At 69.3% G+C, this 26,502-nt stretch carries 20 protein-coding genes; 12 read left to right on the top strand and 8 right to left on the bottom strand.

Annotated elements, in window-relative coordinates:
• The first annotated feature begins 336 nt into the window (after positions 1 to 336).
• The 5 genes from EV647_RS39790 to EV647_RS39770 all read left to right on the top strand — a co-directional run bounded on the left by EV647_RS39790 (position 337) and on the right by EV647_RS39770 (position 6,178).
• Positions 337 to 1,086: a sugar phosphate isomerase/epimerase gene (locus EV647_RS39790; RefSeq protein WP_134012461.1), complete on the top strand. Its 750-nt coding sequence runs from the start codon at positions 337 to 339 to the stop codon at positions 1,084 to 1,086.
• Complete coding sequence (locus EV647_RS39785) at positions 1,083 to 2,180, top strand: Gfo/Idh/MocA family protein (protein ID WP_134012459.1); 1,098 nt, start codon at positions 1,083 to 1,085, stop codon at positions 2,178 to 2,180. The genes EV647_RS39790 and EV647_RS39785 overlap by 4 nt, the downstream gene beginning before the upstream one ends.
• Positions 2,177 to 2,797, top strand: a complete 621-nt coding sequence (locus EV647_RS39780) for an SGNH/GDSL hydrolase family protein (protein WP_134012457.1) — start codon at positions 2,177 to 2,179, stop codon at positions 2,795 to 2,797. Before EV647_RS39785 ends, EV647_RS39780 begins: the two co-directional genes overlap by 4 nt.
• Positions 2,798 to 2,869: 72 nt before the next feature.
• On the top strand, positions 2,870 to 5,305 hold the full coding sequence (locus EV647_RS39775; RefSeq protein ID WP_134012455.1) for a glycoside hydrolase family 2 protein: 2,436 nt from the start codon (positions 2,870 to 2,872) through the stop codon (positions 5,303 to 5,305).
• Between the two features lie 201 nt (positions 5,306 to 5,506).
• Positions 5,507 to 6,178: a polysaccharide deacetylase family protein gene (locus tag EV647_RS39770; RefSeq protein ID WP_134012453.1), complete on the top strand. Its 672-nt coding sequence runs from the start codon at positions 5,507 to 5,509 to the stop codon at positions 6,176 to 6,178.
• On the opposite strand, the gene EV647_RS39765 is transcribed toward EV647_RS39770, so the two are convergent.
• Complete coding sequence (locus EV647_RS39765; RefSeq protein ID WP_134012451.1) at positions 6,165 to 7,625, bottom strand: NAD-dependent succinate-semialdehyde dehydrogenase; 1,461 nt, start codon at positions 7,623 to 7,625, stop codon at positions 6,165 to 6,167. The genes EV647_RS39770 and EV647_RS39765 overlap by 14 nt on opposite strands.
• A gap of 34 nt (positions 7,626 to 7,659) precedes the next feature.
• Positions 7,660 to 8,688 carry an MsnO8 family LLM class oxidoreductase gene (locus EV647_RS39760; RefSeq protein ID WP_238177624.1) on the bottom strand — a complete coding sequence of 343 codons (1,029 nt, stop codon included), beginning with the start codon at positions 8,686 to 8,688 and terminating at the stop codon, positions 7,660 to 7,662.
• A 305-nt stretch (positions 8,689 to 8,993) separates the two neighbouring features.
• On the opposite strand from EV647_RS39760, the gene EV647_RS39755 reads away from it, so the two are divergent.
• The 4 genes from EV647_RS39755 (at position 8,994) to EV647_RS39740 (ending at position 16,571) form a co-directional block, all read left to right on the top strand.
• Positions 8,994 to 11,963, top strand: coding sequence for a type 2 lanthipeptide synthetase LanM family protein (locus tag EV647_RS39755; RefSeq protein ID WP_134012448.1), 2,970 nt, complete (start codon positions 8,994 to 8,996; stop codon positions 11,961 to 11,963).
• A 13-nt stretch (positions 11,964 to 11,976) separates the two neighbouring features.
• Positions 11,977 to 12,186 (top strand): hypothetical protein, encoded by a 210-nt coding sequence (locus EV647_RS39750; RefSeq protein ID WP_134012446.1) that lies wholly within the window; start codon positions 11,977 to 11,979, stop codon positions 12,184 to 12,186.
• 126 nt (positions 12,187 to 12,312) lie between these two features.
• Complete coding sequence (locus EV647_RS39745; RefSeq protein WP_134012445.1) at positions 12,313 to 15,237, top strand: AAA family ATPase; 2,925 nt, start codon at positions 12,313 to 12,315, stop codon at positions 15,235 to 15,237.
• 104 nt (positions 15,238 to 15,341) lie between these two features.
• Entirely contained in the window at positions 15,342 to 16,571 is a 1,230-nt protein-coding gene (locus tag EV647_RS39740) for an ROK family transcriptional regulator (RefSeq protein ID WP_238175675.1), read from the top strand.
• On the opposite strand, the gene EV647_RS42365 is transcribed toward EV647_RS39740, so the two are convergent.
• From EV647_RS42365 to EV647_RS39730, 3 genes are all read right to left on the bottom strand, one after another.
• Positions 16,564 to 16,740: a hypothetical protein gene (locus tag EV647_RS42365; RefSeq protein ID WP_166680062.1), complete on the bottom strand. Its 177-nt coding sequence runs from the start codon at positions 16,738 to 16,740 to the stop codon at positions 16,564 to 16,566. The genes EV647_RS39740 and EV647_RS42365 overlap by 8 nt on opposite strands.
• A 103-nt stretch (positions 16,741 to 16,843) precedes the next feature.
• The gene (locus tag EV647_RS39735; protein WP_134012441.1) at positions 16,844 to 17,593 is read right to left on the bottom strand and encodes an alpha/beta fold hydrolase; all 750 of its coding nucleotides are present in this window, start codon (positions 17,591 to 17,593) and stop codon (positions 16,844 to 16,846) included.
• Positions 17,590 to 18,264 (bottom strand): DUF998 domain-containing protein, encoded by a 675-nt coding sequence (locus EV647_RS39730; protein WP_134012439.1) that lies wholly within the window; start codon positions 18,262 to 18,264, stop codon positions 17,590 to 17,592. Before EV647_RS39730 ends, EV647_RS39735 begins: the two co-directional genes overlap by 4 nt.
• Before the next feature lie 109 nt (positions 18,265 to 18,373).
• Between EV647_RS39730 and lysX the strand changes: the two genes are divergently transcribed.
• Both lysX and EV647_RS39720 read left to right on the top strand, forming a co-directional pair.
• Positions 18,374 to 21,730 carry a bifunctional lysylphosphatidylglycerol synthetase/lysine--tRNA ligase LysX gene (gene lysX / locus EV647_RS39725; protein ID WP_134012437.1) on the top strand — a complete coding sequence of 1,119 codons (3,357 nt, stop codon included), beginning with the start codon at positions 18,374 to 18,376 and terminating at the stop codon, positions 21,728 to 21,730.
• A 151-nt stretch (positions 21,731 to 21,881) separates the two neighbouring features.
• Positions 21,882 to 22,694, top strand: coding sequence for a hypothetical protein (locus tag EV647_RS39720; RefSeq protein ID WP_134012435.1), 813 nt, complete (start codon positions 21,882 to 21,884; stop codon positions 22,692 to 22,694).
• Here EV647_RS39720 and EV647_RS39715 read toward each other — a convergent pair.
• Complete coding sequence (locus EV647_RS39715) at positions 22,691 to 23,314, bottom strand: hypothetical protein (protein WP_134012433.1); 624 nt, start codon at positions 23,312 to 23,314, stop codon at positions 22,691 to 22,693. The genes EV647_RS39720 and EV647_RS39715 overlap by 4 nt on opposite strands.
• Before the next feature lie 188 nt (positions 23,315 to 23,502).
• On the opposite strand from EV647_RS39715, the gene EV647_RS39710 reads away from it, so the two are divergent.
• Complete coding sequence (locus EV647_RS39710; RefSeq protein ID WP_134012431.1) at positions 23,503 to 24,183, top strand: alpha/beta fold hydrolase; 681 nt, start codon at positions 23,503 to 23,505, stop codon at positions 24,181 to 24,183.
• Here the strand turns inward: EV647_RS39710 and EV647_RS39705 are convergent.
• Together EV647_RS39705 and EV647_RS39700 are read right to left on the bottom strand one after the other, a co-directional pair.
• Positions 24,176 to 25,006: a helix-turn-helix transcriptional regulator gene (locus tag EV647_RS39705; protein WP_134012429.1), complete on the bottom strand. Its 831-nt coding sequence runs from the start codon at positions 25,004 to 25,006 to the stop codon at positions 24,176 to 24,178. The genes EV647_RS39710 and EV647_RS39705 overlap by 8 nt on opposite strands.
• Positions 25,007 to 25,055: 49 nt before the next feature.
• Positions 25,056 to 26,429, bottom strand: coding sequence for an L-serine ammonia-lyase (locus tag EV647_RS39700; RefSeq protein ID WP_134012427.1), 1,374 nt, complete (start codon positions 26,427 to 26,429; stop codon positions 25,056 to 25,058).
• Positions 26,430 to 26,502 lie beyond the last annotated feature (73 nt).

The raw sequence follows: 26,502 nt of genomic DNA, 5'->3' as shown, positions 1-26,502 counted from the left end.
ACAAGCCCTCATCGCCTTGACCATGCTCACCCTCGGCGGCTACCGACCACCCCTCCCAGGCCGCACCTGACCCACACATCAGACAGGAGACCCGGATAATCCCCTCCCGTTCTGGGTTCTCCCCTCGTACACCACCGGATAACCCCCAAGACGAGGGGATATCCCCGGCTGTGTGGTCGGTGGGGGAGCATCAGGTGACCGCCCAGTCGTTGGGCGGAGGGTGGTGTGGACGGGTCGGGGTGGGATACGGTTTCCTTCGTTACTTAACCGGTTCGGCTTATCAATCGGCGTCGACCCCAGGGCAGCGGGTAGAGGCGCCGCCGACAAGGAGAAACCATGGTCGCAAAGGACCACCTGTCCCTCCAGCTCTACACGGTCCGGGGCAAGCTCGAAGAGGACTTCGACGGCACCCTGGCCCGGATCGCGGAGATCGGCTACACCAAGGTCGAGCCCTTCGGTGTGACCGCCTACGCGGATCGTCTGGCCGAGGCGCTGCCCAAGCACGGACTCTCGGCCCCGACAACGCACGCCGGCCTGCTCCGCGAGGACAGCGCCCCGATCTACGCGGCCGCGAAGCGGCTCGGCATCACCACGGTCATCGACCCGCACACCGACCCGGCGCGCTGGCAGTCGGCCGAGGAGATCAAGGTCATCGCGGACGGGCTGAACAAGGCCGCCGTCGAGGCCGCCGACCACGGCATCACGGTCGGCTACCACAACCACCAGTTCGAGCTGGAGTCGAAGATCGGGGGTGCGCACGGGCTGGAGATCCTGGTGGACAACCTGTCCGACGACGTGATCCTCGAGGTGGACACGTACTGGGCCGCCGTCGGCGGCGCCGACGTACCGGCGCTGCTGAAGAAGTTCGGCGACCGGGTCACCGCGATCCACGTCAAGGACGGCGACGGCACCCTGGACAACAAGGCGCAGGTCGCGGTCGGCGACGGAGTCATCGCGGTCCGGGACATCCTGGCCGCGGCGCCGCAGGCGCTCCGCGTGGTCGAGCTGGACGACTTCTCCGGCGAGATCCTCGACGCGGTCGCGGGCAGCTACGCGTTCCTCACCGGAGAGGGTGCACCTGAATGAGCGCCGTCGGTGTGGGTGTTGTCGGCGCCGGGGTGATCTCGGACGCTTACATCAAGAGTATGCAGAGCTTTCCGGATCTGAAGGTCGTCGCGATCGGTGATCTGCGGCCGGAGGCTGCCAAGGAGAAGGCCGAGCAGTACGGTATCGAGACCCACGGGGGTCCCGAGGCGGTGCTGAGTAACCCGGACGTCGAGATCGTGGTCAACCTGACGATCCCGGTCGCGCACGTCGAGGTGGCGCTTGCTGCGGTGGCGGCCGGTAAGCATGTGTGGAGCGAGAAGCCGTTCTCGCTGGACCAGGACAGCGGTCTGAAGCTGCTGGCGACGGCACAGGACGCGGGCGTGAGGTTGGGTTGTGCTCCGGACACGATCCTGGGGCCGGGTCTGCAGGAGTCGCGGCGGATCATCGAGCGCGGTGACATCGGTACGCCGTTGACCGCGCTCACCCTGATGCAGTCGCCCGGCCCGGAGTCGTGGCATCCGAATCCGGCGTTTTTGTTCCAGGAAGGCGCGGGTCCGTTGTGGGACATCGGCCCGTACTACCTGACCACGCTGGTCCAGCTGTTCGGTCCGGTGGCCGCGGTCGCGGGGCTGGGCTCGAAGTCGCGGGACAAGCGCACCATCGGCTCCGGTCCGCTGGCGGGGACCGACTTCGACGTGACCGTGCCGACGCACGTCAGCGCGATCGCGAGGTTCGAGTCGGGTCAGTCGTCGCAGAGCATCTTCAGCTTCGACTCGCCGCTGCCGCGGGCCGGGTTCGTCGAGATCACCGGGTCGGAGGCGACGCTGGCCGTGCCGGATCCGAACGGGTTCGACGGTGAGATCAAGATCCGTCGTCGCGGTGCCGACGACTGGGAGACCATCGCGGAGACCAAGGCGGTCGCGCAGCGCGGTACCGGCGTCCTCGAGATGGCGCGCGCCATCCGGGCCGACCGGCCGCACCGGGCGACCGGGGCGCTGGCGTTCCACATCGTCGACGTGATGGCCTCCATCACCGACTCGATCGACACCGGCACGTTCGTGGACGTGAACAGCACCGTCGAGGTCGCGCCGATCCTGCCCGACGACTGGGACGTCACCGCAGCAACGCTATGACCAACATCCTCCTCGATCCCCGGCGGACCGTCGTGTTCGCCGGGGACTCGGTGACCGACTGCGGCCGCCGTACCGACCCCGACGGGCTCGGCGACGGCTATGTCCGCAACCTGTACGACGACCTGTCCGGCGAACTCCGCGATCGCCGGCCCGCGATCGTCAACGCCGGCATCAGCGGCAACCGGGCGGTCGATCTGGCCGCCCGGTGGGCCGACGACGTACTGGCGCACAACCCGTCGCTGGTGTCGATCCTGATCGGGATCAACGACACCTGGCGGCGGTACGACGAGGACGACCCGACGACACCTGAGGACTTCGAGGCGTCGTACCGGTCACTGCTCGACCCGCTGTCGTGTCCCGTGGTCCTGATGGAGCCGTTCCTGCTGCCGGTGAAGGACGGGCAGGAGGAGTGGCGCGAGGACCTGGACCCGAAGCTCGACGTGGTCCGGAAACTGGCCGTCGAGTACGGCGCCATCCTGGTTCCCACCGACGTCGAGCTGACCAAGCAAGCAATATCCGTCGGGCCGGCGGCGCTGGCCGGCGACGGCGTACACCCGTCCGCCGCCGGACATCGTGCCCTCGCCGATCTGTGGCGACGGTACGTCCTGGACGCCTGACGTTCACCGCTCCCCGGATGTCGCGGGGAGCGGTGCTGTTCTACTAAACCGGTTCATCCCTGGAGTCCGACTGTGACATCACTCAAGACCTTCGACCTGACCACCGACGGCGGTGCTGCCTGGACCGTGCAAGCGGTCGAAGGTCCGGCCCCTGACGGCCTGATCGGCCGAGCCGTGGCCGCGACCGTGCCGGGCGAGGTGCACACCGACCTGCTCGCCGCCGGCGAGATCCCCGACCCGTTCGACGGCGACAACGAGTCGGCGCTGCACTGGATCGGCCGCACCCGCTGGAGTTTCCGGACCACGTTCAGCTGGGTTGCCGACGGCAACGAGCGGCAGGAGCTGGTGGCCGAGGGCCTGGACACGGTTGCGACGGTCACCCTGAACGGCCAGGAGCTCGGCCGGACCGCGAACCAGCACCGCTCGTACCGGTTCGACGTCACCGGCGTACTGGTTGCCGGGGACAACGAGCTGGTGATCGAGTTCGAGGGTCCGGTGGCGGCGGCCGAGGCGGAGCGGGCGAAGGTCGGCAGCTGGCCGCACACCAACCTGCACCCGTACAACGAGCTGCGGAAGATGGCCTCGAACTTCGGCTGGGACTGGGGACCGGACGTCGCGACCGCAGGGATCTGGCGGCCGATCCGGATCGAGTCCTGGTCCGGCGTACGCATCGACTCGGTCCGCCCGCTGGCGGGCGCCGATGGCGTTCTGAACACCTTTGTCTCGCTGGTCTGGACCGACACCGCCGCCGAGTACGCCACCGTCACCGTGGAGGTCGGCGGTACGACGCAGTCCGCGAGCGTCAAGCCCGGCACCGACACCGTCGTCGTCACCAACAGGGTCCCCGCGGTGGATCTCTGGTGGCCGCGCGGGTACGGCGAACAACCGTTGTACGACGTGACGGTGACGCTGGCCGACGACACGTGGACCGGGCGGGTCGGCTTCCGGGACATCAGCCTGAACGTTGCCCCGGACAACGACGGTACGCCGTTCGTGCTGTCCGTGAACGGCAAGCCGATCTACGTCCGCGGCGCGAACTGGATCCCCGACGACGCGTTCGTCACCCGCCTGAACGCCGACACGTACCGGACGAGCATCGAGGACGCGGTCGACGCCGGCATGAACCTGCTGCGGGTGTGGGGCGGCGGGATCTACGAGAGCGAGGACTTCTACGACGTCTGCGACGAGCTGGGAATCCTGGTCTGGCAGGACTTCCTGTTCGCGTGTGCGGCGTACTCCGAGGAGGAGCCGCTCTGGAGCGAGGTCGAGGCCGAGGCCCGCGAGGCCGTCACCCGGCTGAGCCGGCACGCCAGCCTCGCGGTGTGGAACGGCAACAACGAGAACATCTGGGGGTACGTCGAGTGGGGCTGGCGGGTCCCGCTCGCCGGACGGCCGTGGGGCGCGGGTTACTACCTCGACCTGCTGCCGAAGATCGTCGCGGAGCTCGACCCGCGGACGCCGTACTCGGCCGGTAGCCCGTACTCGTTCGACCAGTTCATCCACCCGAACGACGACCGGCACGGGACGATGCACATCTGGGACGTCTGGAACCAGGTGGACTACACGACGTACCGCAAGTACAAGCCGCGGTTCGTGTCGGAGTTCGGGTTCCAGGGGCCGCCGGCGTGGTCGACGCTGACGTCGGTCGTGCACGACTCGCCGCTGGATCCGTACGGTTCGCAGATGCTGGTGCACCAGAAGGCGTTCGAGGGCAACCTCAAGCTTGAGCGAGGGCTCGGCGATCACCTGCCGATCTGGAAGGACATCGACGACTGGCACTGGACGACGCAGCTGAACCAGGCCCGGGCGATTGCCTACGGCATCGAGCACTTCCGCAGCCTGTTCCCGTTGAACACCGGCGCGGTCGTCTGGCAGCTGAACGACAACTGGCCGGTGGTCTCGTGGGCGGCCGTCGACGGGCACGGGATCCGGAAGCCGTTGTGGTACGCGTTGAAGCGCGTGTACGCCGACAGGTTGCTGACCGTTCAACCGCGGGAGGGCCAGCTGGTCGTTGCCGCACACAACGACACCGACGCGACCTGGTCGACCGAGGTGACCGTCACACGGCGTTCGACGACAGGCGATGAGGTGCTGGCCCGGGAGACGTTCGCGATCGAGATCGCAGCCCGCTCGGCGATCGTCAGCGAGCTTCCGGAGTCGGTTGCGATTGCGTCGAACCCGCGCGCCGAATACCTGGACGTGCGTGGCGCCGACGGCGTCACGGCGTACTGGTACTTCGTCGAGGACACCGAGCTGCAGCTCGCGGGCGACGCCTACACCTCCACGGTCACGCCGACGGAGGGCGGGTACGACGTGACCGTCACCGCGACCGCACTGGCGAAGGACCTCGCGCTGTTCCCGGACCGGCTGGACGCAGCGGCACGCGTGGACTCGTGCCTCATCACCCTGTCCGCAGGCGAGAGCCACACCTTCCACGTCACCGGAGCATCCGCTCCCGAGCAGGTCGCCGTACCCGTCCTGCGGTCGGTCAACGACCTGCTGGCCTAGGGTGAGTGGGTGACCTGGGGGAAGCGGGTTGCGGTCGGGCTGTTCCTGCTGACCGTTGTTGGGTGCGGTGATACGAAGCCGACGGCCGGAGTGGTGACTGAGACACCTCAGACTCGCGCTCCGGTCGCGCCGGTGCGTACAGTTCGGCCGACCCTTGTGCCTGTACAGGTCAGACCAGGTGCCTCCAGCAACACGAAGCCGATGCCAGTGCTGGATCACGGGCCGCGGAACAAGAAGCAGATCGCGTTGACATTCGACGCTGACCTCACTGCGCTGATGCGGAAGCGGCTGGTCTCCGGGAAGGTCAAGTCGTACTACAACAAGGCTCTGGTCGACGAGCTTGGAGCGATGCATGTGCCGGCGACCATGTTCCTGACGGGCATGTGGATGGAGCAGTACCCGCAGGTGGTTCGGGAGCTCGCCAACGACCCGCTGTTCGAGCTGGGGACGCACACCTACGACCACCGCGGTTTCGCCAAGCACTGTTACACCCTCGGGACAGTGCCGCCCGGCGAGATGCTCGCCGATGTACGGCGGGCCGTCGTGCAACTGGACCAGCTGGATCCGCACGCCACCAGGTGGTTCCGCTTCCCCGGCGGGTGCTACGACGCCACCGCACTGCACAAGCTGGCACCGGCCGGTGTCACCGCAGTCGGGCTAGATGTGCCAGGTGCGGATGGGTTCGCCAAGTCAGCGCAGCCGATCGTCAAGCAAGTCCTCGACCACGTGCAGAACGGGTCGATCGTCGTACTCCACATGCACGGCGGCGACAATGCGCCGTACACAGCACAGGCGGTCGGCCCGATCGTGCGCGAGCTACGCGCCCGCGGCTACGAGCTGGTCACCGTGACTCGGTTGGTCAGTCGACGTTGACGGCGACGTACTTGACTTCCAGGTATTCCTCGATGCCGACGCTGCCGCCCTCGCGGCCGAGGCCGGACTGTTTCACGCCGCCGAACGGTGCGGCGGGGTTGGAGACGATGCCCTGGTTGAGGCCGATCATCCCGGCCTCGAGCCGTTCGGACACCCGGAGCGCGCGGCTCAGGTCCTTGGTGAACAGGTAGGACACCAGGCCGAACTCGGTGTCGTTGGCCATCCGCACGGCCTCGTCCTCGGTGTCGAACGCCGTCAGCGGGGCGACCGGTCCGAAGATCTCCTCCTTCTGCAGCCGGGCACTCTGCGGTACGTCGGCCAGCACCGTCGGCTGGAAGAAGTACCCGTTGCCCTCGGCAATCGCCCCGCCGGTCAGCGCGCGGGCGCCCTGCGCGATCGCGTCAGCGACCAGGTCGGCGACCTTGTCCCGCTGCTTCCCGTCGATCAGCGGGCCGACATCGACACCGTCCTCGGTGCCGCGGCCGACCTTCAGCCCGGACATCCGCTCGGTCAGCCGGGTCGCGAACTCGGCCATCACCGACGACTGCACGTAGATCCGGTTGGCCGCCGTACAGGCCTCGCCACCGTTGCGCATCTTGGCCAGCATCGTGCCTTCGACGGCCTTGTCCAGGTCCGCGTCCTCGAACACCAGCAGCGGCGCGTTCCCGCCGAGCTCCATGCTGGTCCGCAGTACCTGCTCCGACGCCTGCTCGAGCAGCTTGCGGCCGACCGGGGTCGAGCCGGTGAAGGAGAGCTTGCGGGCGCGGCCGTCACGGATCAGCGGCTCCATCACGCCGCCCGAGTCGTGTGTGGTGACCACGTTGAGCACGCCGGCCGGGAGTCCGGCCTCGGTCATCAGCTCGGCCAGCTTGAGCATCGACAGCGGCGTCTGCGAGGCCGGCTTGATCACCATCGTGCAGCCGGCCGCGACCGCCGGGCCGATCTTGCGGGCGCCCATCGCCGCGGGGAAGTTCCACGGTGTGATCAGCAGGCACGGTCCGACCGGCTGGCGCATCACCAGGAAGCGGCTCGCACCGTTCGGTGCGATCTGGTAGCCGCCGTCGATCCGGACCGCTTCCTCGGCGAACCAGCGGAAGAACTCGGCCGCATAGGCGATCTCGCCCTTGGACTCGGCGACCGGCTTGCCCATCTCGAGCGTCATCAGCAGCGCGAGGTCGTCGGCCCGCTCGGTCATCAGCTCATAGGTACGGCGGAGGATCTCGCCACGTTCCCGCGGTGCGGTCGCGGCCCACTCGGCCTGTGCGGCGACCGCGGCGTCCAGCGCAGCCATGCCGTCCGCCGGGCTTGCGTCGGCCACGTCGCAGAGCGTCGTACCGGTGGCCGGGTCCTCGACGGCGAGGGTCTTGCCGCTGCCGGCCGCCACCCACTTGCCGCCGATGAACAACTCGGTCGGACACGCCTCGACGATTTCGCGCTCTCGTGACATGAGTCTGCCTCTCGACTAGGGGGCAGTACCCAGATTAAGCCGTGGCTATGAGCGGGGGTGCGGACCTCGGGACCGTGCGGACGATCCTGGTCAGCGCGGCCGCGACGTTGCGCAGGATGGACGAGCGGATCAGCCCGTCGAAGGCCAGCGGGACGATCATGATCTCGTCGGCGGTGGTCTCGGCGACCAGCCGGCCCAGCGCAGCCGCCACCGTCGTACGGGAGCCGACGATGTGTCCGGGATAGTCCAGCAGCCGTTCGGCTCGCCCGCGCTCGCGTCCGGTCAGCGGGGGTTCCAGCAATGCCATCAGCTCGCCCGACGTCACGCGCGGTCCTGCAGCGGCCAGGCGTGTCTGCACCCGGACGTATTCGGCGAACCGGACCAGCGCCTCCTCGTCCGAGTCCGCTGCCACCACTCCGACCGTGGCTGCGATGTACGGGCGCGTCTGCGGCCCGGTCGGCTCGAAGTGCTCGCGGTACGCCGCCATCGCAGCAGGTGTCGTTGCCGCCGCGCAGTGATGCGTGAGGAAGACCGGCAGCCCACGTGCGGCGGCCGTCATCGCAGCAGCCGGGCGATCGGCCAGCACGAACACAGGTGGCGGCTGTCCGGCCAGCGACAGCCGTACGTCGCCGATCGGCGCCCGTCCCGGCGTTCCGTCGCGCAGGAAGCCGCACAGCTCGTCCAGCCGCTGCGGAAACGTGTCTCGCGCACCGCCTGCAAGTGCAGCCGCAGTACTGGACGCAACGCTGCTTTGTTCGGCCACACCGAGGTCGATCCGACCCGGGTACGCCGCAGCGAGCGCTGCGAACTGCTCAGCGACCACCAGCGGCTGATGGTTGGTCAGAAGGAGCCCGCCGGCTCCCAGCCGGATGCGGTCGGTTCGTGCAGCCAGGACGGCTGCCAGCACCGCCGGCGCTGCACCGCCGACGCCTCGGACACCATGCTGCTCGCCTATCCAGAACCGGCGGTACCCGAGGTCATCAGCGGCCAGTGCCACCTCCGCCGTCTCCCGGAGCGCGGCCGCAGCCGACTGACCGGGCAGCTGCGGTACGACGTCCAGCACAGAGTGAGCCGAGACAGTCAAACCGGGAACGGGTGGAGTGAGCACCAGCCCACGGTCCCAGCGCCGGGCCCGATCCACATGGGGGTTCGGCCCCCAACTTCCGCGCCGCCTGCCCCCATCCGCACGGCGGGTTTCCGCAGGGTGAATTTGGGTGTTCGGGGCTCTTGTTCCGGCAGGTACCGCGCAGGCATCGTTCCGGTCTACCCGCCTGCTGCCACCACAGGCCGTCGAGGTGCTGATTACAGCGAAAATATGGGGGCCGACTACCCATGCCCGGGCCCAGGGGGCGGTGGCAGCCTGAGCGCGTGCTCAACTCCGCGATCCGCACCGGCCAGCCAGACATCTGGTGGTCCGCGGGCCTGCGGCCGCACGAGCTGACCCACGCGCGCACCCGGTCCGCACCGGCCTGGGCCGCGTACGTGGAACGCAGTACTTCCCTCCCACCGAGCGCGCCTGCCGCCGGTCGAGACCCTGCAGGGACCGGTGTTCCCGGCGGCCACACTTCAGGTGGGGCGGCCGCGACAGCGGATGGGTCCGGCACGGACTGGCGGCAGGCGCTCATGCATTGTCTGGCACCCCTGCTGGACTCGGCCCGCCAGGACCTGGCCGCGGCCGGCCACACCGGAGCCGTCGCCGAGGAGTTCTTGCATCGGCTCGGCCTCCGGCTGGTGAAGCTGGCCGCGCGGACGCTGGTCCTGGAGCTCGCCCGGGCCCGGGACCGCGGCGAGCTGGCCGGTGACACCCCGGCCGAACGCTTCCTGGACTTCACCCGCCGGCTCGTCGGAGGGAGCGAGCTGGCGGAGTTCCTGGCCGCTTACCCGGTGCTGGCCCGGGTCCTGAGCGAGTCGTGCCGACAGGGCGTCGAGGGACACCTCGAGCTGGTGGCACGACTCGCTGAGGACCGCGAGTCACTGGTCACCGGACTACTGGGCGGCCGGGACCCCGGTGCCGTGACCGCGATCGAGCCCAGCGGCGATCCGCACCGCGGCGGACGCTGCACCGCGATCCTCACCTTCGCGGACGGTCAGCGGGTGGTCTACAAGCCGCGGTCGCTCGAGCTGCACGGGCACTTCAACACCTTCGTGGACTGGTTGAACACGCGCTCCACGCTGGGCATCCGCACGGTCCGGCTGCTTCCCCGCGACGGCTACGGCTGGCAGGAGTACGTCGTCCACGAGCCGTGTACCGACCCGGCCGGCGTACGGCGGTTCTACCAGCGGCAGGGCGCCTTGCTGGCGTTGCTCTACGTGCTCGACGGCACGGACATGCACTTCGAGAACCTGATCGCCGCGGGCGACCAGCCCGTACTGGTGGACATCGAAACGCTGTTCCACCCCAGTCCGGTGCCGGTGTCCGCGCTGACCCTCGATCCGGCGCACCGTTCGCTCGTCGGATCGGTGTTCCGCACGGCGCTGCTGCCGCTGCTCGTGCCGGGTGAGCACGGCGTCTCGGACCTGTCCGGGCTCGGCGGGCACGCGGGCTCGGTGACACCCGCCAGTGTGGTCGACTGGGCCGACGCCGGTCTGGACTCGATGCACCTGGTACGGCGACCTGGGCAGCGGCGGAGCGCCGCCAACCGTCCGACGCTCGACGGACAGCTGATGGATCCGCGGGATCACGAAACCGCCCTGATCACCGGGTTCCAGGCCGCGTATGAGGCGATCGCCTGGCACCGTGACGAATTCTTGGGGCCGGACGGCTTGCTGGCGGCCTGTGCTGCTGACCAGATGCGATTCGTGCCCCGCAGCACCAGCCTGTACACGAGCCTGCTGGACGAGTCGACCCATCCGGACGCCCTGCGGGACGCGGCCGGCCGGAGTCAGCTGCTCGATCTGCTGTGGGACGCGGACGAGTCGCTGCAGGCGATCGTCCCCTTCGAGCTGGCCGACCTGTGGGCGGGCGACGTACCGCTGTTCACGGCTCGCCCGGACAGCCGGGACGTGTGGGCCTCCGACGGCACGCGGGTTGCCGATGTTCTCGCCACCGATGGCCTGACCGCGGTCCAGGCGAAGGTCGCGAGCCTCGGCGACATCGACGAGCACCGCCAGACGTGGCTGATCTCCGCATCGCTCGCCACCCGCCCGGAGCCGATCACGCACGCCACCACGGGCATCCGGGCACACGTGGGAGCGACCGTACCGGACCCCGACCAGCTACTGGCCGCGGCCGTGGACATCGCCGACGAGGTCATGGCGCAGGTGGTCAGCGACCCGGGCGGTGCGGCCAACTGGCTCGGCCTCGAACTGATCGACGACCATCACTGGGCTGTCCGTCAGATGGGCGCCGGCCTGTCCAACGGCTACACGGGTACGGCGCTCTTCCTCGCGCAGGTCGGCGTACTGACCGGAGCGGACAAGTACTGCGAGTTGGCCCGGGACGCGATCCGTCCGCTCCCCCAGCTGCTCGAGGCCCTGGCCTGCGACCCGGAGTCCGCAGCTCTGGTCGGCCCGGGCTTCCACGGCCTCGGGGGCATCAGCTACGGGCTCAACCGGCTGTCCGCGCTCCTCGGCGACCCCGACCTCGCCAACTGGCTGGCCGCGGCGCTGGAGCTCAGCGAACGGCTCGAAACCGATCCCACCGAATTCCCGTCGTACGCCGAAGGCGCGGCGGGTGGGCTGGCCGCGATGCAAGCAGTGCAAGGCTTTCCGGCCGCCGGCCGACTGGCCGAGCGCTACGCGAATCACCTGGTGACAACCGTCGAGAGCGGACTCCGTGGCCGAGTAGCAGCGGACCACGGCTTCGCTCGCGGCTTCCAGGGAATCGCGTGGTCGCTCGGCCAGTACGGCGTACCCGGCGACCGGTACCTGGACGCAGCTCGCACAGCGGCCGACCTGGATCGCCACAGCGGTCCGGGTGGACCTGGCTGGTGCTCTGGTGACGCGGGAACCGCTCTGGCGCGGGCCGCGACCGGAGTACCCGCGGACCTCGACGCCTACCTGAGGGCCGCAACACAACGACCGGTGCTCGCCGACCTGAGTCTGTGCCACGGCGAGCTCGGCGCGGTGGAGTCACTCGTGTGGCTCGCCGCACGTGAGTACCCAACTGCAGAGGCGGCACGGCGACGTCGTGCCGGGTTGGTGCTCGCGGCAGTACAGCAGTACGGACCGCAATGCGGGACACCCCGTGCCATACCGTCTCCAGGCCTGCTGACCGGTCTGGCAGGAATCGGTTACGGACTGCTCCGACTTGCGTTCCCCGAGAGGGTTCCGTCCGTGCTGCTGCTCGAACCAACCGCCGGGCCGCGGTGTGGCACAGCACCAGAGCCCACAGTGTGACAAGGGGAACAGCATGACCGCCCAGCACCACGATGTTCAGCACCACCATCCGGCCGACGAGCCGTCCGCGGCGCCGGACCGCACCGACCCGCTCGGCCCGATCACGTTGCCGACGCGGCACAAGGTCGGCGCCCGGGCGATGGCCCTGGTCGGAATCGTCGGCCTGAGCGCCGCGGCGGCCGCCGTCGTGGTCCCCGACGGCCTCCCGTTCGGGACGACCTAGGCCGGACGACCTGCTGGACGACACCAGCAAGCGTTCGACGCAGTGGCCGGCCGCCCCGTCCGGGAGTGGCCGGCCACCGGTCGAACTGCCTGCGGTGACAACCATCAGTCGTTACAGTTGGCAATCATGCAGACCCGTTCGCCTACGGTGGTCGGCAGAGACCGGGAGATCGATACCCTTCACCGCCTGCTGGCCGGAGCCCGCGACGGTCACGGCGGAGCGATCTTCCTGGTCGGTGAGCCCGGCATCGGTAAGAGCCGCCTGGCCGCGACCGCCACCACGCAGGCCCTCGACGCCGGTATGACGATGCTGCGCGGACGCGTCGGCGCGATCGGGACGATGGTCGCGTTCCGCCCGTTCACCGAGGCGCTGCTTTCGTTGATCCGGCGCGGCGAGATGCCCACGACGGAGAGCCTCGGCCCGTACCGGCAGGTTCTTGGCCGGCTGGTGCCGGACTGGGACGACGGCACCGCGCACGACACCGCCGCGTCACCGGTCGTGCTCGGAGAGGCAGTGCTGCGGCTGCTCACCCTGGTGGGCCGGGACCGAGGTTGTCTGCTGGTGCTCGAGGACCTGCATGGCTCCGACCCGGAGACGCTGGCCGTGATCGAGTATCTGCTCGACAACCTGGACGAGCAACCGATCGCGCTGGTCGCGACGATGCGGTCCGAGACCTGCGCGGCGTACGAACTGGCACAGTTGTCGGCACAGCGCGGTGCGGCCGAACTGATCGAACTCCACCCACTGGACCGCGGCGAAGTGGCGGAGCTCGCCGCGGGCTGTCTGGAGGTTTCGGTCAGCGGCGTGCCCGAACAACTGGCGGATCAGTTGTGGAGCGACAGCGCCGGAATCCCTTTCATCGTTGAGGAACTGCTGCAGGAGGCGAACCGCAGCGGGCAGCTGGTGTCCGGGCCGGACGGCAGCGTGCAGGTGGTCGACAACCTGCAGACGAGCGTCCCGCCCGCGGTGGTGCGCAGCATCAGCAGCCGTACGGCGCAGCTCGGGCCGCAGTCACGGGACATCCTCGTGCTGGCGGCGGTGATCGGGCACCGGTTCCCGCTGAGCGTCGTACGCGAGGCGACGGGGACGGACGAACGTTTGCTGCTGGCAACGCTGCGGGCCGGCCTCGCCGCTCAGCTGGTCGGTCCGGACGAGCCGGCCCCGGACTGGTACGCGTTCCGGCATCCGCTGACCGCCGAATCGCTGCTGGCCGGCCTGACGCCGACCGAACGATCGGCCTTGGCCAGTCGCTGCGCGGACGCCGTCGAGGAACTGCATCCCGGTCTGCCGGGCGAGTGGTGCCCGATGGTCGCCGAGCTCGCCGAAACCGGTGGCGACAGCATTCGCGCCGGGCGGCTGTTCGCACTGGCCGGGCGCCGGTCGTTCGACGACGGCTCGACCGGGTCGGCCGCCAATCTGCTCGAGCGCGCGAACACCCTGCTCAGCGCCGATCCCGACATCGGACACCGGGCCGACGTCCTCGGTTCGCTGTTGCTCGCACTGAGCGCGACCGGCCGCTTCGAGCACATCGCCGCGCATGCCGCGACCGTCGACGAGCTGGCGGACCGCAACCTCGACAGCCGCAAGGTGGCGGCGCTGCACGTCCAGCTCGCGAACGCCGAGATGATGGCCGGCCGCTGGTCGGCCGCGCTGGCCCATGTCGCGACCGCCCGGTCCCTGCTCGGCAGCGATGCCAGTGACGCCGACCTCGCCCCGGTCGACGCGATCGCGGCGAACCTCGAGCTGGCCCGCACGAGTCCCGGCCGGCTCAAGGCCGCGACCGAGCTGGCCACCCGCGCGGCCGCCGCGGCCGAACGCGCGGACCTGCCCGAGGTGGCCTGCGAAGCCCTGCAACTGCTGGGGATCCTGGCCCGCGAGCACGACCTCGACCTGTCGATCGACTACTTCCATCGGGCCCGGCAGCTCGCCGAGGACCACGGGATGACGTACCAGCGGGTCGGCTCACACTTCTTCCAGGCAGGCACCATCGTGCTCGCGAACGGCAGCATCGTCGAGCTCGAGCGGGCCCGGCAGCAGGCGCTGCGGATCGGCGCCATCCCGTTGATGTACGAGGTGGACGGCATCCTCGGCCAGCAGGCGATCCTGCGGTCCGAGTACGAGCGGGCCGCCGAGATCATCGCCGAGTGTCTCGAGGTCACTCGGCGGCTGCGGATGGGCCGGGCCGCGACCTACTTCCTGGTGATCAAGGCGATCCTGGAGGCCCACCAGGGACGCCGGGCCGCCATGGAGGCGACCCTGACCGAGGTCGCGAACTGGGGCGGCGAGCGGGCGTCGTACGAGCTGCCGTACTCCTACGGGCTGGCCAGGACGTTCTGCGCGCTCCTGGAGGAGAACCGCGAGCTGGCCGACTCCGAGCTCGCGCAGGCGCTCGCGTACGACGCTCAGAACCCGACCACACTGCACCTGACGGGCAAGAACGGTCTGGGGCTGCTGCTCGGCGTACTGTCCGGACGGAATGGGTGGGCGCACTTCGAGGTGGTCACCGCGACGGCCGCGAGCGGCATGCGCTGGAACAACCAGTTCGTCCAGCTCGCGCACGCCGTACTGCTCGGACGGGACGGTCAGGTGGAAGCGGCCAACGCCAAGGTGGTGGAGGCGATGGATACCGCGTCGCTGTACCCGCTGGCGCGTAATCTCGGGCTACGGCTCGTCGCTGAGCCCGCTCACGCGGACGGGTGGGGTGAACCGGTCGCCTGGCTGCGGCAGGCCGAGGACTACTTCCACAATGCCGACATTCCAGCAGTCGCGAGTGCGTGTCGCAGCCTGATGCGGCAACTCGGTGCGACAGTGTCACAGCGGCGGATCGGCTCCGAGCAGGTTCCGGCGTACCTGAGACAGCTGGGCATCACCACCCGTGAGTACGAGGTGTGCCAGCTGCTGGTGGACCGGATCGGGAACAAGTCGATCGCCTCCCGGCTGCACATCTCGCCGCGCACCGTCGAGAAGCACGTCGCCAGCCTGATGTCCAAGACGCAACAACCGGATCGGGAGGCACTGAGCAGTTTCGCCCGGACCGTGCTTCAGGACTAGGTTGTCGACTCACGCACCGATATCCGCCAGTTCGGTCGGTCAATGGACAGTATTTACGAACGCTCGCTATCTATACTGTGCGAGTGGCAGGCAAGGGGTCGGACATGAGCAAGGGAACGGTCGGCGGCGGCGGTACGACGATGCTGCGGCGGATCAACGTAGCCGCGGTCCTGGACGCGGTACGCCGCTCCGCGCCCGCACCGTTGCGCGTCGCCGAACTGGTCGAGCGCACCGGCCTGGCCAGGCCGACCGTCGCCCAGGCCGTCGACGAGCTGCTCGACGCCGGCTGGCTGCAGCAACACGGCCCCGACTCCGCGGACCGCTCGCTCGGTCGCCCGGCCATCCGCGTCTCGCTGCGCGGCCGCGCCGCACCTGTGCTCGGCCTCGACGTCGGCCCGCACCGGGTCACCGTCGGCGTCTCGGACCTGGCCGGCCGCAAGCTGTCGCTGGTACGGCGCTCCGGACCCGGATGGACCGCGCAGGAGCTGCTCGGCGTCATCGGTGAGGTCATCAACGAGGCTCTTTCCGAGGCCGAGGTACCTGCCGAGGACATCGCGGCCGTGGTCGCCGCGAGCCCGGGTATCGTCGACGAGCACACCGGCCGGGTCCAGCTGGTCCCGAGTGTGCCGGGCTGGTCGGCGATCGACCTGATCAAGCACGTCCGCGGTCTGCTCGACTGCCCGGTCATGCTGGACAACGACGCCAACCTGGCCGCGCTGGCGATCGCCGCCGCGCGCGGCGGGACCGGCACGTTGCTGGCGGTGCAGTGGGGTGAGCGGCTCGGTGCGGGCATCGTCATCGACGGCCGGTTGCACCGTGGCACCGGCGCGGCCGGTGAGATCGGATTCATCGCCACCGACACGGACGACGTCATCAACCCGGAGGACAGCCGCGGCCCCCTGGAGCGTGCGGTCGGCTCGGAGGCGATCGCGGCGCTGGGTCGTCAGGCCGCACTGGACAACCCGCAGTCGCGGCTGGCCGAGCTGGGTGGAGAGCAACTGGACACCGCGGACGTGTTCGCCGCTGCGGCAGAGCGTGACCCAGTCGCGCAGGCCGTCGTACAGCAGGTCGCCCGGACGTTCGCGCGCGCGTTGGCGCCGTCTGTGCTCGTGCTGGACCCCACTGCGGTGGTGATCGGAGGCGGTGTCGCCCGCGCCGGCGCCGTACTGCTGGACGCCATCTCGGACCAGCTGCGCCTGCTGACGCTCAACCACCCGAAGCTGGAGCTCTCCGCCTTGGCCGAGGACGCCGTGGTCACCGGTGCGATGCGCATGGCCCTCGACGAGGTCTGGCAACGCAAGCTGCCGACCCCGGCGATGACGAGCACTACCTAGCCACCACAGGTCCCTTCACGACCTTCGCACCGGGCGCACCACACCAGCACGTGTAAGTGAGCTCGTAGAGCACCTGTCCCGCCAGATCGACGCGGCGGTCCAGGCCCGTCACCATGCTCATCGGCAGCAGCATGCGTCGGTCGCACACCGAGCAGGTGATGACGATCATCTGCGACCTCCTGACTCATTGTGCACATCCACTACAGAAAATTACTGCCACGACTGTTTCAGTAGAATGAGCGTAAAGCACTCCGGCCGGTGAGTAGAAGGGGTTATCGGCGGACTGCCGCGGCGATGGCGTCGGGGCGGTCGAGATGGACCAGGTGAGCGGAGTCGGACAGGACCTCGACTGTTCCGCCCAAGGTGTCGGCCAGGCGTTGCTGGCCGGCCAGCCAGCCGCTGGCGGTGAAGCGCGACGTACCGCCGGTCGCGACCAGGAGAGACGTCGGAGCGATTGCACCGACCGGACCGGCGACCAGCTTGGCCACCTCTGCGGCCAGCTCCCAGCTGCCCGCTAGCTCGTCCCAGAACAGCAGCCACGACCTGTCCCCGCCGTACCGCGCCTTGGCCGTTGCTTTCGACAACAGGTCGTGGTTCGACGTGCTGCCGAGCCGCACGATCAACCGTCGTACTGCAGGCCCCAACAGCTGCGGTACGCCGACCCGCCCGAGGAACCGCGCCACCGCGCGAACCACTCGGTCGCCGCGCTTCCCGGGATAGAACGCACGCAGGCCCGTCTCGGACGTGAGGCTGGTGTCGACCAGCACCAACCGGGTCACCTCGTGCGGCCGTGTCAGTGCCCAGCGCAGTGCAGCCAGTCCACCGATCGAGTGCCCGATCAGTCCGATCTCCACATCGGGCCGTACGCCGACCGCCGCCCGCAACGCGTCCACGTCCGACGTGATCGGCGTACGCCACGGATCGATGAGGCGAACATCCTCGTCCGGGAGCAACTCGACAAGCCGGCCGAACTCCTCCGGAGTCTCAGCCAGCCCAGGCACCAGGATCCACGTCACCGTCATCGAGATACAGCGTGCCTCAGACCTGGTAACACTGTCCCCAGCATTAAGCAGACAAGTGCGACCGAGACGCGCTGCAGGATGCCTGGAGCATCCAGTTCGTTGCCGGTGAGGACGTCGCTCCCGGTCTGGAGACCGAGCCACGTCTGCGTTACTGCGACCGCTCCGGCGAGTACGGCGACTGCCTTGCCCCACGGACCACCCCAGCCGCTCTTGCGCAGTACGAGAACCGCGAAGACGCCCATGGCGATGCTGCCGAGACCTGCGAGGGTCGAGGTCACCTCATGGAGCACCAGCGCCACCCCGACCTGGCCGTTCGCCTCTGCCGCTCGGCAGGTCGCACTGGCCGACGGTGCGCAGTCCATCGGCAAGAACGAGTCGAACAACGTGCCGAGGCCGAACACCGCCGTACTGATCAGCAGACCGGTCAGCTCCCGCTGCCTCCGCGCGGCGGGTCTGGCCAGGAGTACGGCGACCAGCAGCAACACGCCCGTGGCCAGGTCCATCCCGCGCGCGTAGAGACTCGTGGACTGGTCCCGCGCCCCCAGCTCACTCAGGAACGAACTGTGGACGTCCAGTGGAAAGCCGGCCGCTGCCTCGAGCAGCAGGCTGCAGTAGAGCACCCCTGCGGCGAGCATCAGGTTGCGGATGAGGCGGTAAGGGACGGCGGCCATACACAACACCGTGGCATGTCAACCAAAGTCTTGACTGTGGCGTCAGCTGTACTGTCGAGGTAGTGCTAGGTCGACCGAAGTCGCAGCGAACTAGTGGGATGATCGGCTGGTGCCGTCGGAACAAGCAGCAATGATCCCGGCGTGGCAGCACCGGGCCGCGGTCTGGGTGGGCCGCGTCGTCGTGCTCGCGTCGGTGTGGTCGTTCATCGCCATCCCGTTGCACGTGGGCGCGCCGAAGCTGGTCAAGCACGTCGACTTCGCGTTCGACTTCGTCGGCATCCCGGCCGGGCACACGATCTTCTCCGCCGTCTACCTCGCGGTGGTCGGCAGCGCGTTGCTGCGCGGTAAGCGAGCGGCGCTGCTCTGGGTGCTGTGGGTCTTCGAGGCGCTCTGGCTCCTCGCGCAGGTCGCCGGGATCGCCTTCACCAGCGTCCGACTGGCGAACCCGACGGACGCGGACCTGCTCCGCGACTTCGGCCCGGCCAGCGTGCAGGACCTCGAGTGGGGCATCGTCCAGGCCGTCGTGGTCGCCGCGATCGTCGCGCTGTTGTGGACGATCCGCGGCGCCTTCCCGGCCCGGCTCGCACCCGGTAGCCGACGGCTTGCGATCGGCACGCTGGTGTTCGGCATGCTGATCTCGATCGCGGTCAGCATCACGCTGACCCAGATCTTCCCGCGCACGCTCAGCGGCCAGCGGCAGAAGATCGGCTGGGCCGTGATCGCCGCGCTCGGCCAGTCGCGCAGCAAGATGGGCGGTCACGAGGGCCACGGCTGGGTCGGCCTGACCGTCGGCGCGATCTCGGCGGCCTCGCTGGTGCTGGCGTTCTGGATCTTCCTCCGCTCGGTGCAGCGCGTCCGGTACCTCACCCAGCCCGAGGAGCTCGAGGTACGGCGGCTGCTTCTGCTGCACGGCGAGCGGGACTCGCTGGGGTACTTCGCCACCCGCCGGGACAAGGCGGTCGTGTTCGCACCGGGCAACGACGCCGCGATCGCGTACCGGGTGGTGAACGGCGTCAGCCTGGCCAGTGGCGACCCGCTCGGCGACCCGGTCGCCTGGCCCGCCGCGATCCAGCGCTGGCTCGCCGAAGCCCGCCGGTACGGCTGGTCGCCGGCGGTCCTGTCGGCGAGCGAGGAGGCGGCGCGGGCGTACGTCGACGCCGGTCTGCGCGCCCTGTCGATGGGTGACGAGGCGATCATCGACGTCGCGGACTTCACCCTCGAAGGCCGCACGATGCGACCGGTGCGCCAGGCCGTGACCCGGGTCCAGCGGGCCGGGTACCACGCGGAGGTCGTGCGGCACGGAGACCTTTCACCGGAGACGTTGGCGCAGTACGTCCACCTTGCCGAGAAGTGGCGTGGGGCGCGGACCGAGCGCGGGTTCTCGATGGCGCTCGGACGGCTCGGCGATCCGGCCGACGCGCGCTGCGTGATGGTGATCGCGCGGGACGCCGACGGCGTCGTCCGCGGGCTGCTGTCGTTCGCCCCGTGGGGTGTCCGGGGGGTGTCGCTGGACCTGATGCGGCGCGATCCCGAGTCCGTGAACGGGTTGATGGAGTTCATGGTGACCTCGCTGATCGACGCCTCCCGCGATCTCGGCGTACACCGGATCTCGCTGAACTTCGCGATGTTCCGGGAGATCTTCAGCGACGCCGAGCGGGTCGGCGCGGGACCGGTACTGCGGCTCACGAACGCGTTGCTGACCGCGGGATCACGGTTCTGGCAGCTGGAGAGTCTGTACCAGTCGAACGAGAAGTACTTGCCGCGCTGGTCGCCGCGGTTGATGTGCTACTCGCGGGGCGCGTCGCTCGCGCAGGTGGTGCTGGCAGCCGGTACCGCGGAAGGCTTCCTGCCGGCACCCCGGCCGTGGACCCGCGTCGACAGTGTCGAGGCGGCGGAGCGGCACGCGATCATGGCCGCGGACGGGCGCGCGTTCGCAACCGCCGTACACGAGCAGGAAGTGGAGTTGCTGCGGCCGGCGTTGCCGACGCGCAAGCTCACCGAGCAGGAGCAGATCCGGCGTACCAAACTCGCCGAACTTGTTGCCGCAGGCATCGACCCGTATCCGGTCGAGGTGCCGCGGACGGTGCCGCTGGAACGGGTCCGGGAGCAGTACCCGAACCTTCCGCCGGACCACCACACCGGGCACACGGCGTCCGTGACCGGCCGGGTGCTGAGGATGCGGAGCCACGGCGGACTCGCGTTCGCTCAGTTGCAGGACGGGCTCACGCAGCTGCAGGTGATGCTGACGGCCGAGTCCTGCGGCGACGTACCGCTGGACCAGTGGCAGCGGCTTGTCGACATCGGCGACCATGTCAGCGTCACCGGCGAGGTCGTCACGAGCCGCCGGGGTGAGCTGTCGATCGCCGCGACGTCGTGGGTGATGGCGGCGAAGTGCCTGCACCCGCTGCCCGACAAGCGGAAGGGTTTCACCGACCCCGAGGCCCGCGTCCGGCAGCGCCACCTGGACCTCGTGATGAACCCGGACTCGCTGCGGATGATGCAGCAGCGCAGTGCCGCAGTACGGGCCCTGCGCAACGGTTTCGAGACCCGTGGGTTCATCGAGGTCGAGACGCCGATGCTGCAGGCGGTGCACGGCGGCGCGAACGCGCGGCCGTTCGTCACGCACATCAACGCCTACGACACCGAGCTGTTCCTGCGGATCGCACCGGAGCTGTTCCTGAAGCGGCTGAGCGTCGGCGGGATGGGCAAGGTCTTCGAGCTGAACCGGAACTTCCGCAACGAGGGCGCCGACGCGACCCACAACCCGGAGTTCACCTCGGTCGAGGCCTACCAGCCGTACGCCGACTACCACGTGATGCGCGAACTCACCCGGGAGCTGCTGATCGAGGCCGCGACCGCGGTCTACGGCAAGCCCGTCGTACGCCGGGACGGCGAGGAGCTCGACATCTCGGGCGACTGGCCGGTCGTCACCGTCCACGACGCGGTCGGCCAGGCGGCCGGTACGGCGATCGACTCGGAGACGCCCGCGGACCAGCTCCGGGCGTTGTGCGCGGAGCACGGCGTCCACACGACGTTCGAGATGTCGGCCGGCGAACTCGTCCTCGAGCTGTACGACGAGCTCGTCGAGCCGAAGACCATGCTGCCGACGTTCTACACCGACTTCCCGCTCGAGACGTCCCCGTTGACCCGCAACCACCGCACGAATCCACGGCTCGCCGAGCGCTGGGACCTGGTCGCGTTCGGGGCCGAGATCGGCACGGCGTACTCCGAGCTCGTCGACCCGATCGAGCAGCGCCGCCGGCTGACCGAACAGTCCCTGAAGGCCGCCGCCGGCGACCCCGAGGCGATGTCGCTGGACGAGGACTTCCTGTCGGCGCTCGAGTACGCGATGCCTCCGACCGGCGGCCTCGGCATCGGCGTCGACCGGGTCATGATGATGCTCACCGGCCAGAACATCCGCAGCACGCTGGCGTTCCCGTTCGTCCGTCCCGCACCACGGGACTGATGCTCTACCCTTACAGCTCACAGGTTGGGGAACCTGAGGCGTGGGGGTGGGGATGAGGCGCTGGGTTGCGCTCTGCGCTGCGGTCGGTCTGGTGGCGGGTTGCGGTGGGGAGCCTGCGCCGAGTCCTGTCGCGACTTCTTCGAGTACTGCGGTGCCGGCTCCCACGTCATCGGCGCCGGCTGCGGGACCGTTGAGTACGGCGGGCTATCAGGCCGAGCTGACCCGGATCGACCAGGTGCTGGCCGGGCCGGGGCGGGCGCTGACCCGGGTCCGGACGGCCGAGGGACTGAGCGAGGCGGTGAGCACGCTCGCGGAGGCGCTCAACACGATCGCGATCCGCCTGTCCGCGCTGACGGTGACGTCCCGGCTGACCGGCGTACACACGCTGCTGCAGGAGCGCATCGGGGTGGCGGCGACGCGGCTGACGAGCTCGGCGGAGAAGACCGAGGAGGACGCGCGCTGCGGTGGTACGGCGTACACCTCGCAGAAGGTGCAGCGGCAGTTGCGTGCCGACCTCAGCACGGCGCTCGTGCAGCTGCAGCGGATCAAGCTGACGTTCGCCCGGACGCTGCCCGATCCCGGGCCTGCGCCGGAGCAGGCGCGACCCGACAACGGCGAGGTCCTGGTACGGCGTGATCTCGAGGGGATGGGACGGCTCAAGATCACCAACGGTACGACGAAGGACGTCGCGATCTCGATCGTCAGCGACGGCAAGCCACCGGGTACTCCACAGGTGATGCTGTATCTCCGGGCGACCCAGTCCGCGACCGTCAACCGGATCGGCGGCGCCTACCGCCTCTACTTCAAGAGCGGCACGGACTGGGACGCCGACCACCGCAAGTTCCGGTCGGACTGCTCGTTCAAGAAGTTCGACCAGACCTTCGGCAAGAACCAGGCCTGGCAGATCGACCTGCAACCCCGCCCAGGCGGCAACGCCGCCACCACCGAAGTCGAGGCCTACTAGAGGCCCAGCTTGTCCAGGAGGTGGCCGAGGATGCCGCCTAGGCCTCCGCGGTGGTCCGGGTCGTTGGGGGTTGTCGGCGGGGTGCTCGGGGTGGTGGTGGGGGGCGCGGTTGGGGTGGTTGTGGGGCGGCTTGTTGGCGCGGTGGTCGGGTTTGTGGGCAGCACGGGCGGGGGTCGCTTGGTTGCGGGCGGGACCGTGGGTTCGGTGGTCTCGACGATCTGCGGCGTCGGCGTCCCGGGGACGAGCGTCGGGTACGGCGTACTGGTGCCACCCACCGGGAACTGAGGCTCATCAGGCTTGGTTGCTGTCGGCAACGGCGTTGCGAACGGGCTGGTTGTGGCGCCGGGGGTCGCCGCCGACGGCGTCGGGGTGATGGTGTTGGGCGGGAGTACGGCGACGTTCTGTGTCGGCTCGCCGGGCTGCGGGCCGGCGACCGGGGCGGCCGGCTTCGGCCCGCCACCGGGCAGTGGCAGGAACCCGGCGCCGATCCGCGGGCCGCCGAACAGGGCGATCAAGATCAGCACGAGGTAGCCGAACAACAGGATGCCGGCGCCGGCGGCAGCCTGGCGGCGACGCCGCGGGTTCTGCCAGGGCGGGCGGCGGGAAGCCGTGGCAGACATCGGATTCACAAGTCCCGCAGAGTATCGGTTGCTGAGTCGTTTCAAACACCCCTTGGAACAAATTCCACGCCAAACAGAAATGTTCCGGGAATTCTGTACCACTTACGCGACCGTAGGAATGCAGTGCGTTAGCTGACAACGCGCCGACCTGTCCAGCAGCGTCCGCGGTCCTCTGCCAACCTGCTCTCATGGCGAATCTGGTGCTGCTGCACGGTCTCGGAGCCAACGCCCGCGTGTGGGACACCTGGCCGCACGCCAACTACGCTCCGGACCTCCCGGGCCACGGCTCGGCTGCCCCGCTCTCGACGTACACCTTCGCTGCCATGGCCGAGGCAGTCGCGGCCGAGCTTCCGGTACGTCGCGACCTCGTCGTGCTCGGTCACTCGCTGGGCGGTGTGATCGCCCTCGAGTTGGCGAGCGGACGGTACGACGTCACCGTGAGCCGGGCCGTCGCGCTCGGAGTGAAGGTGAGCTGGACCGCGGACGACCTGGGGCGAGCGAACGCGCTCGCCCAGAAACCGGTCGCCTGGTTCGGCACCCGTGACGAGGCAGCCGCGAGATTCCTCAAGGTTTCCGGCCTCCAGGGACTTGTGGATCCTGCCGCCGCCGTCGTGGACCACGGCGTGCTCGAGCAGGACGGGCGCTGGCGTCTGGCCATGGATCCCGGGACCTTCGGCGTCGGCGCACCTGACATGCCCGCGGTGATCGCGGCGAGTCAGGCCGATGTGATGCTCGCGCGCGGCGAGCGGGATCCGATGAATACCGACGCCGAGTTGCATGCCCTGCACCACCAAGTCGTGGCGCTGCCCGGACTCGGGCACAACGCTCAGGTCGAGGATCCTGCGGCGGTTGCCGAACTGCTCAGGTGAGTGCCTGCAGGCCGATCACCGACAGCAGGCGGAGTTTCTCCGCGGCTTCGGTGTTCGGGGCGGCGGTGTAGACGACCATGCGCAGGTCGCTGCCCGGGACCGCGAGGATGTCGCAGTCGATGTCGAAGGTGCCGACCTCCGGGTGCCGGATCGTCTTCCGCTCGGACTGGTGGAAGCCGACGACCGGCTGGTCCCACCGTTGCGCGAAGTCGTCGTACCCGGCGCGAAGCTCCTCGATCAGCGCCCTGAGGTCCGCGTCGCGCGGGTACCGGGCGAGGGACGCGCGCAGGTCGGTGACCATCGCGTTCCGGAAGTTCTGTTGCTGCTCCGGCGTCATGACGACGCGGTCGCCAGGCTCGACGAAATGCCGGTAGACGATGTTCCGCCACCGCCCCTGCAACGGCGAGGGGTCGCCGATCAGCGCGGCGAACATCGGGTTCCAGGCGATCATCGTCCAGGCGGCGTCGGTGACGCACAGCGGCGCGCCCTCCAACTGGTCGACGATCCGCTGCACGCCCGGCGGGATGTGCGCGGGCAGTCGCCCGGACGACGGCTCGACCTCGCCCGCGAGCACGAACAGATGGTTGCGCTCGGCATCGGACAACCGCAGCGCGCGGGCCAGTGCGGTCAGTACCTGGACCGACGGCGAGTCCGACCGCCCTTGCTCCAGCCGGACGATGTAGTCGACCGACAGCCCGGCGAGGTGCGCCAGCTCCTCGCGCCGCAGCCCGGGCGCCCGCCGCTTCCCGCCGGCGGGAAGCCCGACCTCCGAAGGCGTCACCCGATCACGCCACGCGTGCAACGTCCGCCCGAGCTCACCCATGCTCCCCAGTATTACGGGCGGCACGCATGTCAGCCTGGTACTGCTGTTACTAGCATTCGATGACGTTGACGGCGAGGCCGCCGCGGGACGTCTCCTTGTACTTGATCTTCATGTCGGCGCCGGTCTCCCGCATGGTCTTGATGACCTTGTCGAGGGTGACCACGTGGACGCCGTCGCCGTGCATCGCCATCCGGGTCGCGTTGATCGCCTTCACCGACGCCATCGCGTTCCGTTCGATGCACGGGATCTGCACCAGGCCGCCGACCGGGTCGCAGGTCAGGCCGAGGTTGTGCTCCATCGCGATCTCGGCGGCGTTCTCCACCTGTTCCGGCGTACCGCCGGACACCTCGCACAGCCCGGCGGCGGCCATCGAGCAGGCCGACCCGACCTCGCCCTGGCAGCCCACCTCGGCGCCGGAGATCGACGCGTTCTCCTTGTAGAGCACGCCGATCGCCCCGGCGGCCAGCAGGAACCGGACCACGCCGTCCTCGGTCGCCCCCGGCACGAAGCGCCGGTAGTAGTGCAGTACGGCGGGAATGATGCCGGCGGCACCGTTCGTCGGGGCGGTGACGATCCGGCCGCCGGACGCGTTCTGCTCGTTGACCGCGAGCGCGAACAGGTTCACCCAGTCCATCACCTTGAGCGGATCGACCGACCACGGGTCCTGGCTGAGCTTCTTGTGCAGGGCGTGGGCCCGCCGCGGCACCTTGAGGCCGCCGGGCAGGATGCCCTCGGTCTCGCAGCCCTCGCGGACGCAGTCCTGCATCACCTGCCAGATGTGCAGCAGCCCGTCGCGGACCTCGTCCTCGGTCCGCCAGGCGAGCTCGTTCGCGAGCATCACCTCGCTGATCGACAGCTGCGACTCGCGGCACCGGTCGAGCAGCTCCGCGCCGGTGGTGAACGGGTACTTCAACGGGGTCGTGTCCGGAACGATCCGATCACCCGCGGCAGCAGTCTCGTCGACGACGAAGCCGCCGCCGACCGAGTAGTAGGTGCGTTCCCGCAGTACTGCGTTGTCCGCGTCGCGGGCGACGAAGATCATCCCGTTCGGGTGGTACGGGAGCGCCTTGCGGCGGTGCATGAGCAGGTCGGTGTTCTCGTCGAACGCGATCTCGCGGCTGCCGGCCAGCAGGATCCGGCCGCGTTCGCGGATCGTCTCGACGCGGGCGTCGACCGAGTGCGTGACGACGGTCTCCGGGTCGGCGCCCTCGAGGCCGAGCAGGACGGCCTTGTTACTGCCGTGCCCGTGGCCGGTGGCGCCGAGCGAGCCGAAGAGCTGGGCCTGGACGCTCGTCGTCGCGGCCAGCAGGCCGTCGTCGGCGAGACCGCGTGCGAAGGTGCGGGCCGCGCGCATCGGTCCCACGGTGTGGGAGCTCGACGGGCCGATCCCGATACTGAACAGGTCGAAGACGCTGATCGCCATCGTGTGGAGGTTCCTTCCGGTCGTCGTTGACCGTTTGGTGTCCTCCCCGCTCTGTCAGGCGGATGCCTTCCAG

Source organism: Kribbella sp. VKM Ac-2566 (assembly GCF_004366005.1).
GTDB lineage: Bacteria > Actinomycetota > Actinomycetes > Propionibacteriales > Kribbellaceae > Kribbella > Kribbella pratensis.
This window is presented reverse-complemented; position numbering and strand designations above follow the sequence as displayed.

Excerpts from the sequence above, each read along its gene's own strand:
- EV647_RS39780 (WP_134012457.1), top strand. The coding sequence starts at position 2,177 with ATGACCAACATCCTCCTCGATCCCCGGCGGACCGTCGTGTTCGCCGGG.
- EV647_RS39715 (WP_134012433.1), bottom strand. The coding sequence starts at position 23,314 with ATGTCTGCCACGGCTTCCCGCCGCCCGCCCTGGCAGAACCCGCGGCGT.
- EV647_RS39740 (WP_238175675.1), top strand. The coding sequence starts at position 15,342 with ATGAGCAAGGGAACGGTCGGCGGCGGCGGTACGACGATGCTGCGGCGG.
- EV647_RS39765 (WP_134012451.1), bottom strand. The coding sequence starts at position 7,625 with ATGTCACGAGAGCGCGAAATCGTCGAGGCGTGTCCGACCGAGTTGTTC.
- EV647_RS42365 (WP_166680062.1), bottom strand. The coding sequence starts at position 16,740 with ATGATCGTCATCACCTGCTCGGTGTGCGACCGACGCATGCTGCTGCCG.
- EV647_RS39710 (WP_134012431.1), top strand. The coding sequence starts at position 23,503 with ATGGCGAATCTGGTGCTGCTGCACGGTCTCGGAGCCAACGCCCGCGTG.
- EV647_RS39735 (WP_134012441.1), bottom strand. The coding sequence starts at position 17,593 with ATGACGGTGACGTGGATCCTGGTGCCTGGGCTGGCTGAGACTCCGGAG.
- EV647_RS39730 (WP_134012439.1), bottom strand. The coding sequence starts at position 18,264 with ATGGCCGCCGTCCCTTACCGCCTCATCCGCAACCTGATGCTCGCCGCA.
- EV647_RS39785 (WP_134012459.1), top strand. The coding sequence starts at position 1,083 with ATGAGCGCCGTCGGTGTGGGTGTTGTCGGCGCCGGGGTGATCTCGGAC.
- EV647_RS39700 (WP_134012427.1), bottom strand. The coding sequence starts at position 26,429 with ATGGCGATCAGCGTCTTCGACCTGTTCAGTATCGGGATCGGCCCGTCG.
- EV647_RS39770 (WP_134012453.1), top strand. The coding sequence starts at position 5,507 with ATGCCAGTGCTGGATCACGGGCCGCGGAACAAGAAGCAGATCGCGTTG.
- EV647_RS39745 (WP_134012445.1), top strand. The coding sequence starts at position 12,313 with ATGCAGACCCGTTCGCCTACGGTGGTCGGCAGAGACCGGGAGATCGAT.
- EV647_RS39750 (WP_134012446.1), top strand. The coding sequence starts at position 11,977 with ATGACCGCCCAGCACCACGATGTTCAGCACCACCATCCGGCCGACGAG.
- EV647_RS39705 (WP_134012429.1), bottom strand. The coding sequence starts at position 25,006 with ATGGGTGAGCTCGGGCGGACGTTGCACGCGTGGCGTGATCGGGTGACG.
- EV647_RS39790 (WP_134012461.1), top strand. The coding sequence starts at position 337 with ATGGTCGCAAAGGACCACCTGTCCCTCCAGCTCTACACGGTCCGGGGC.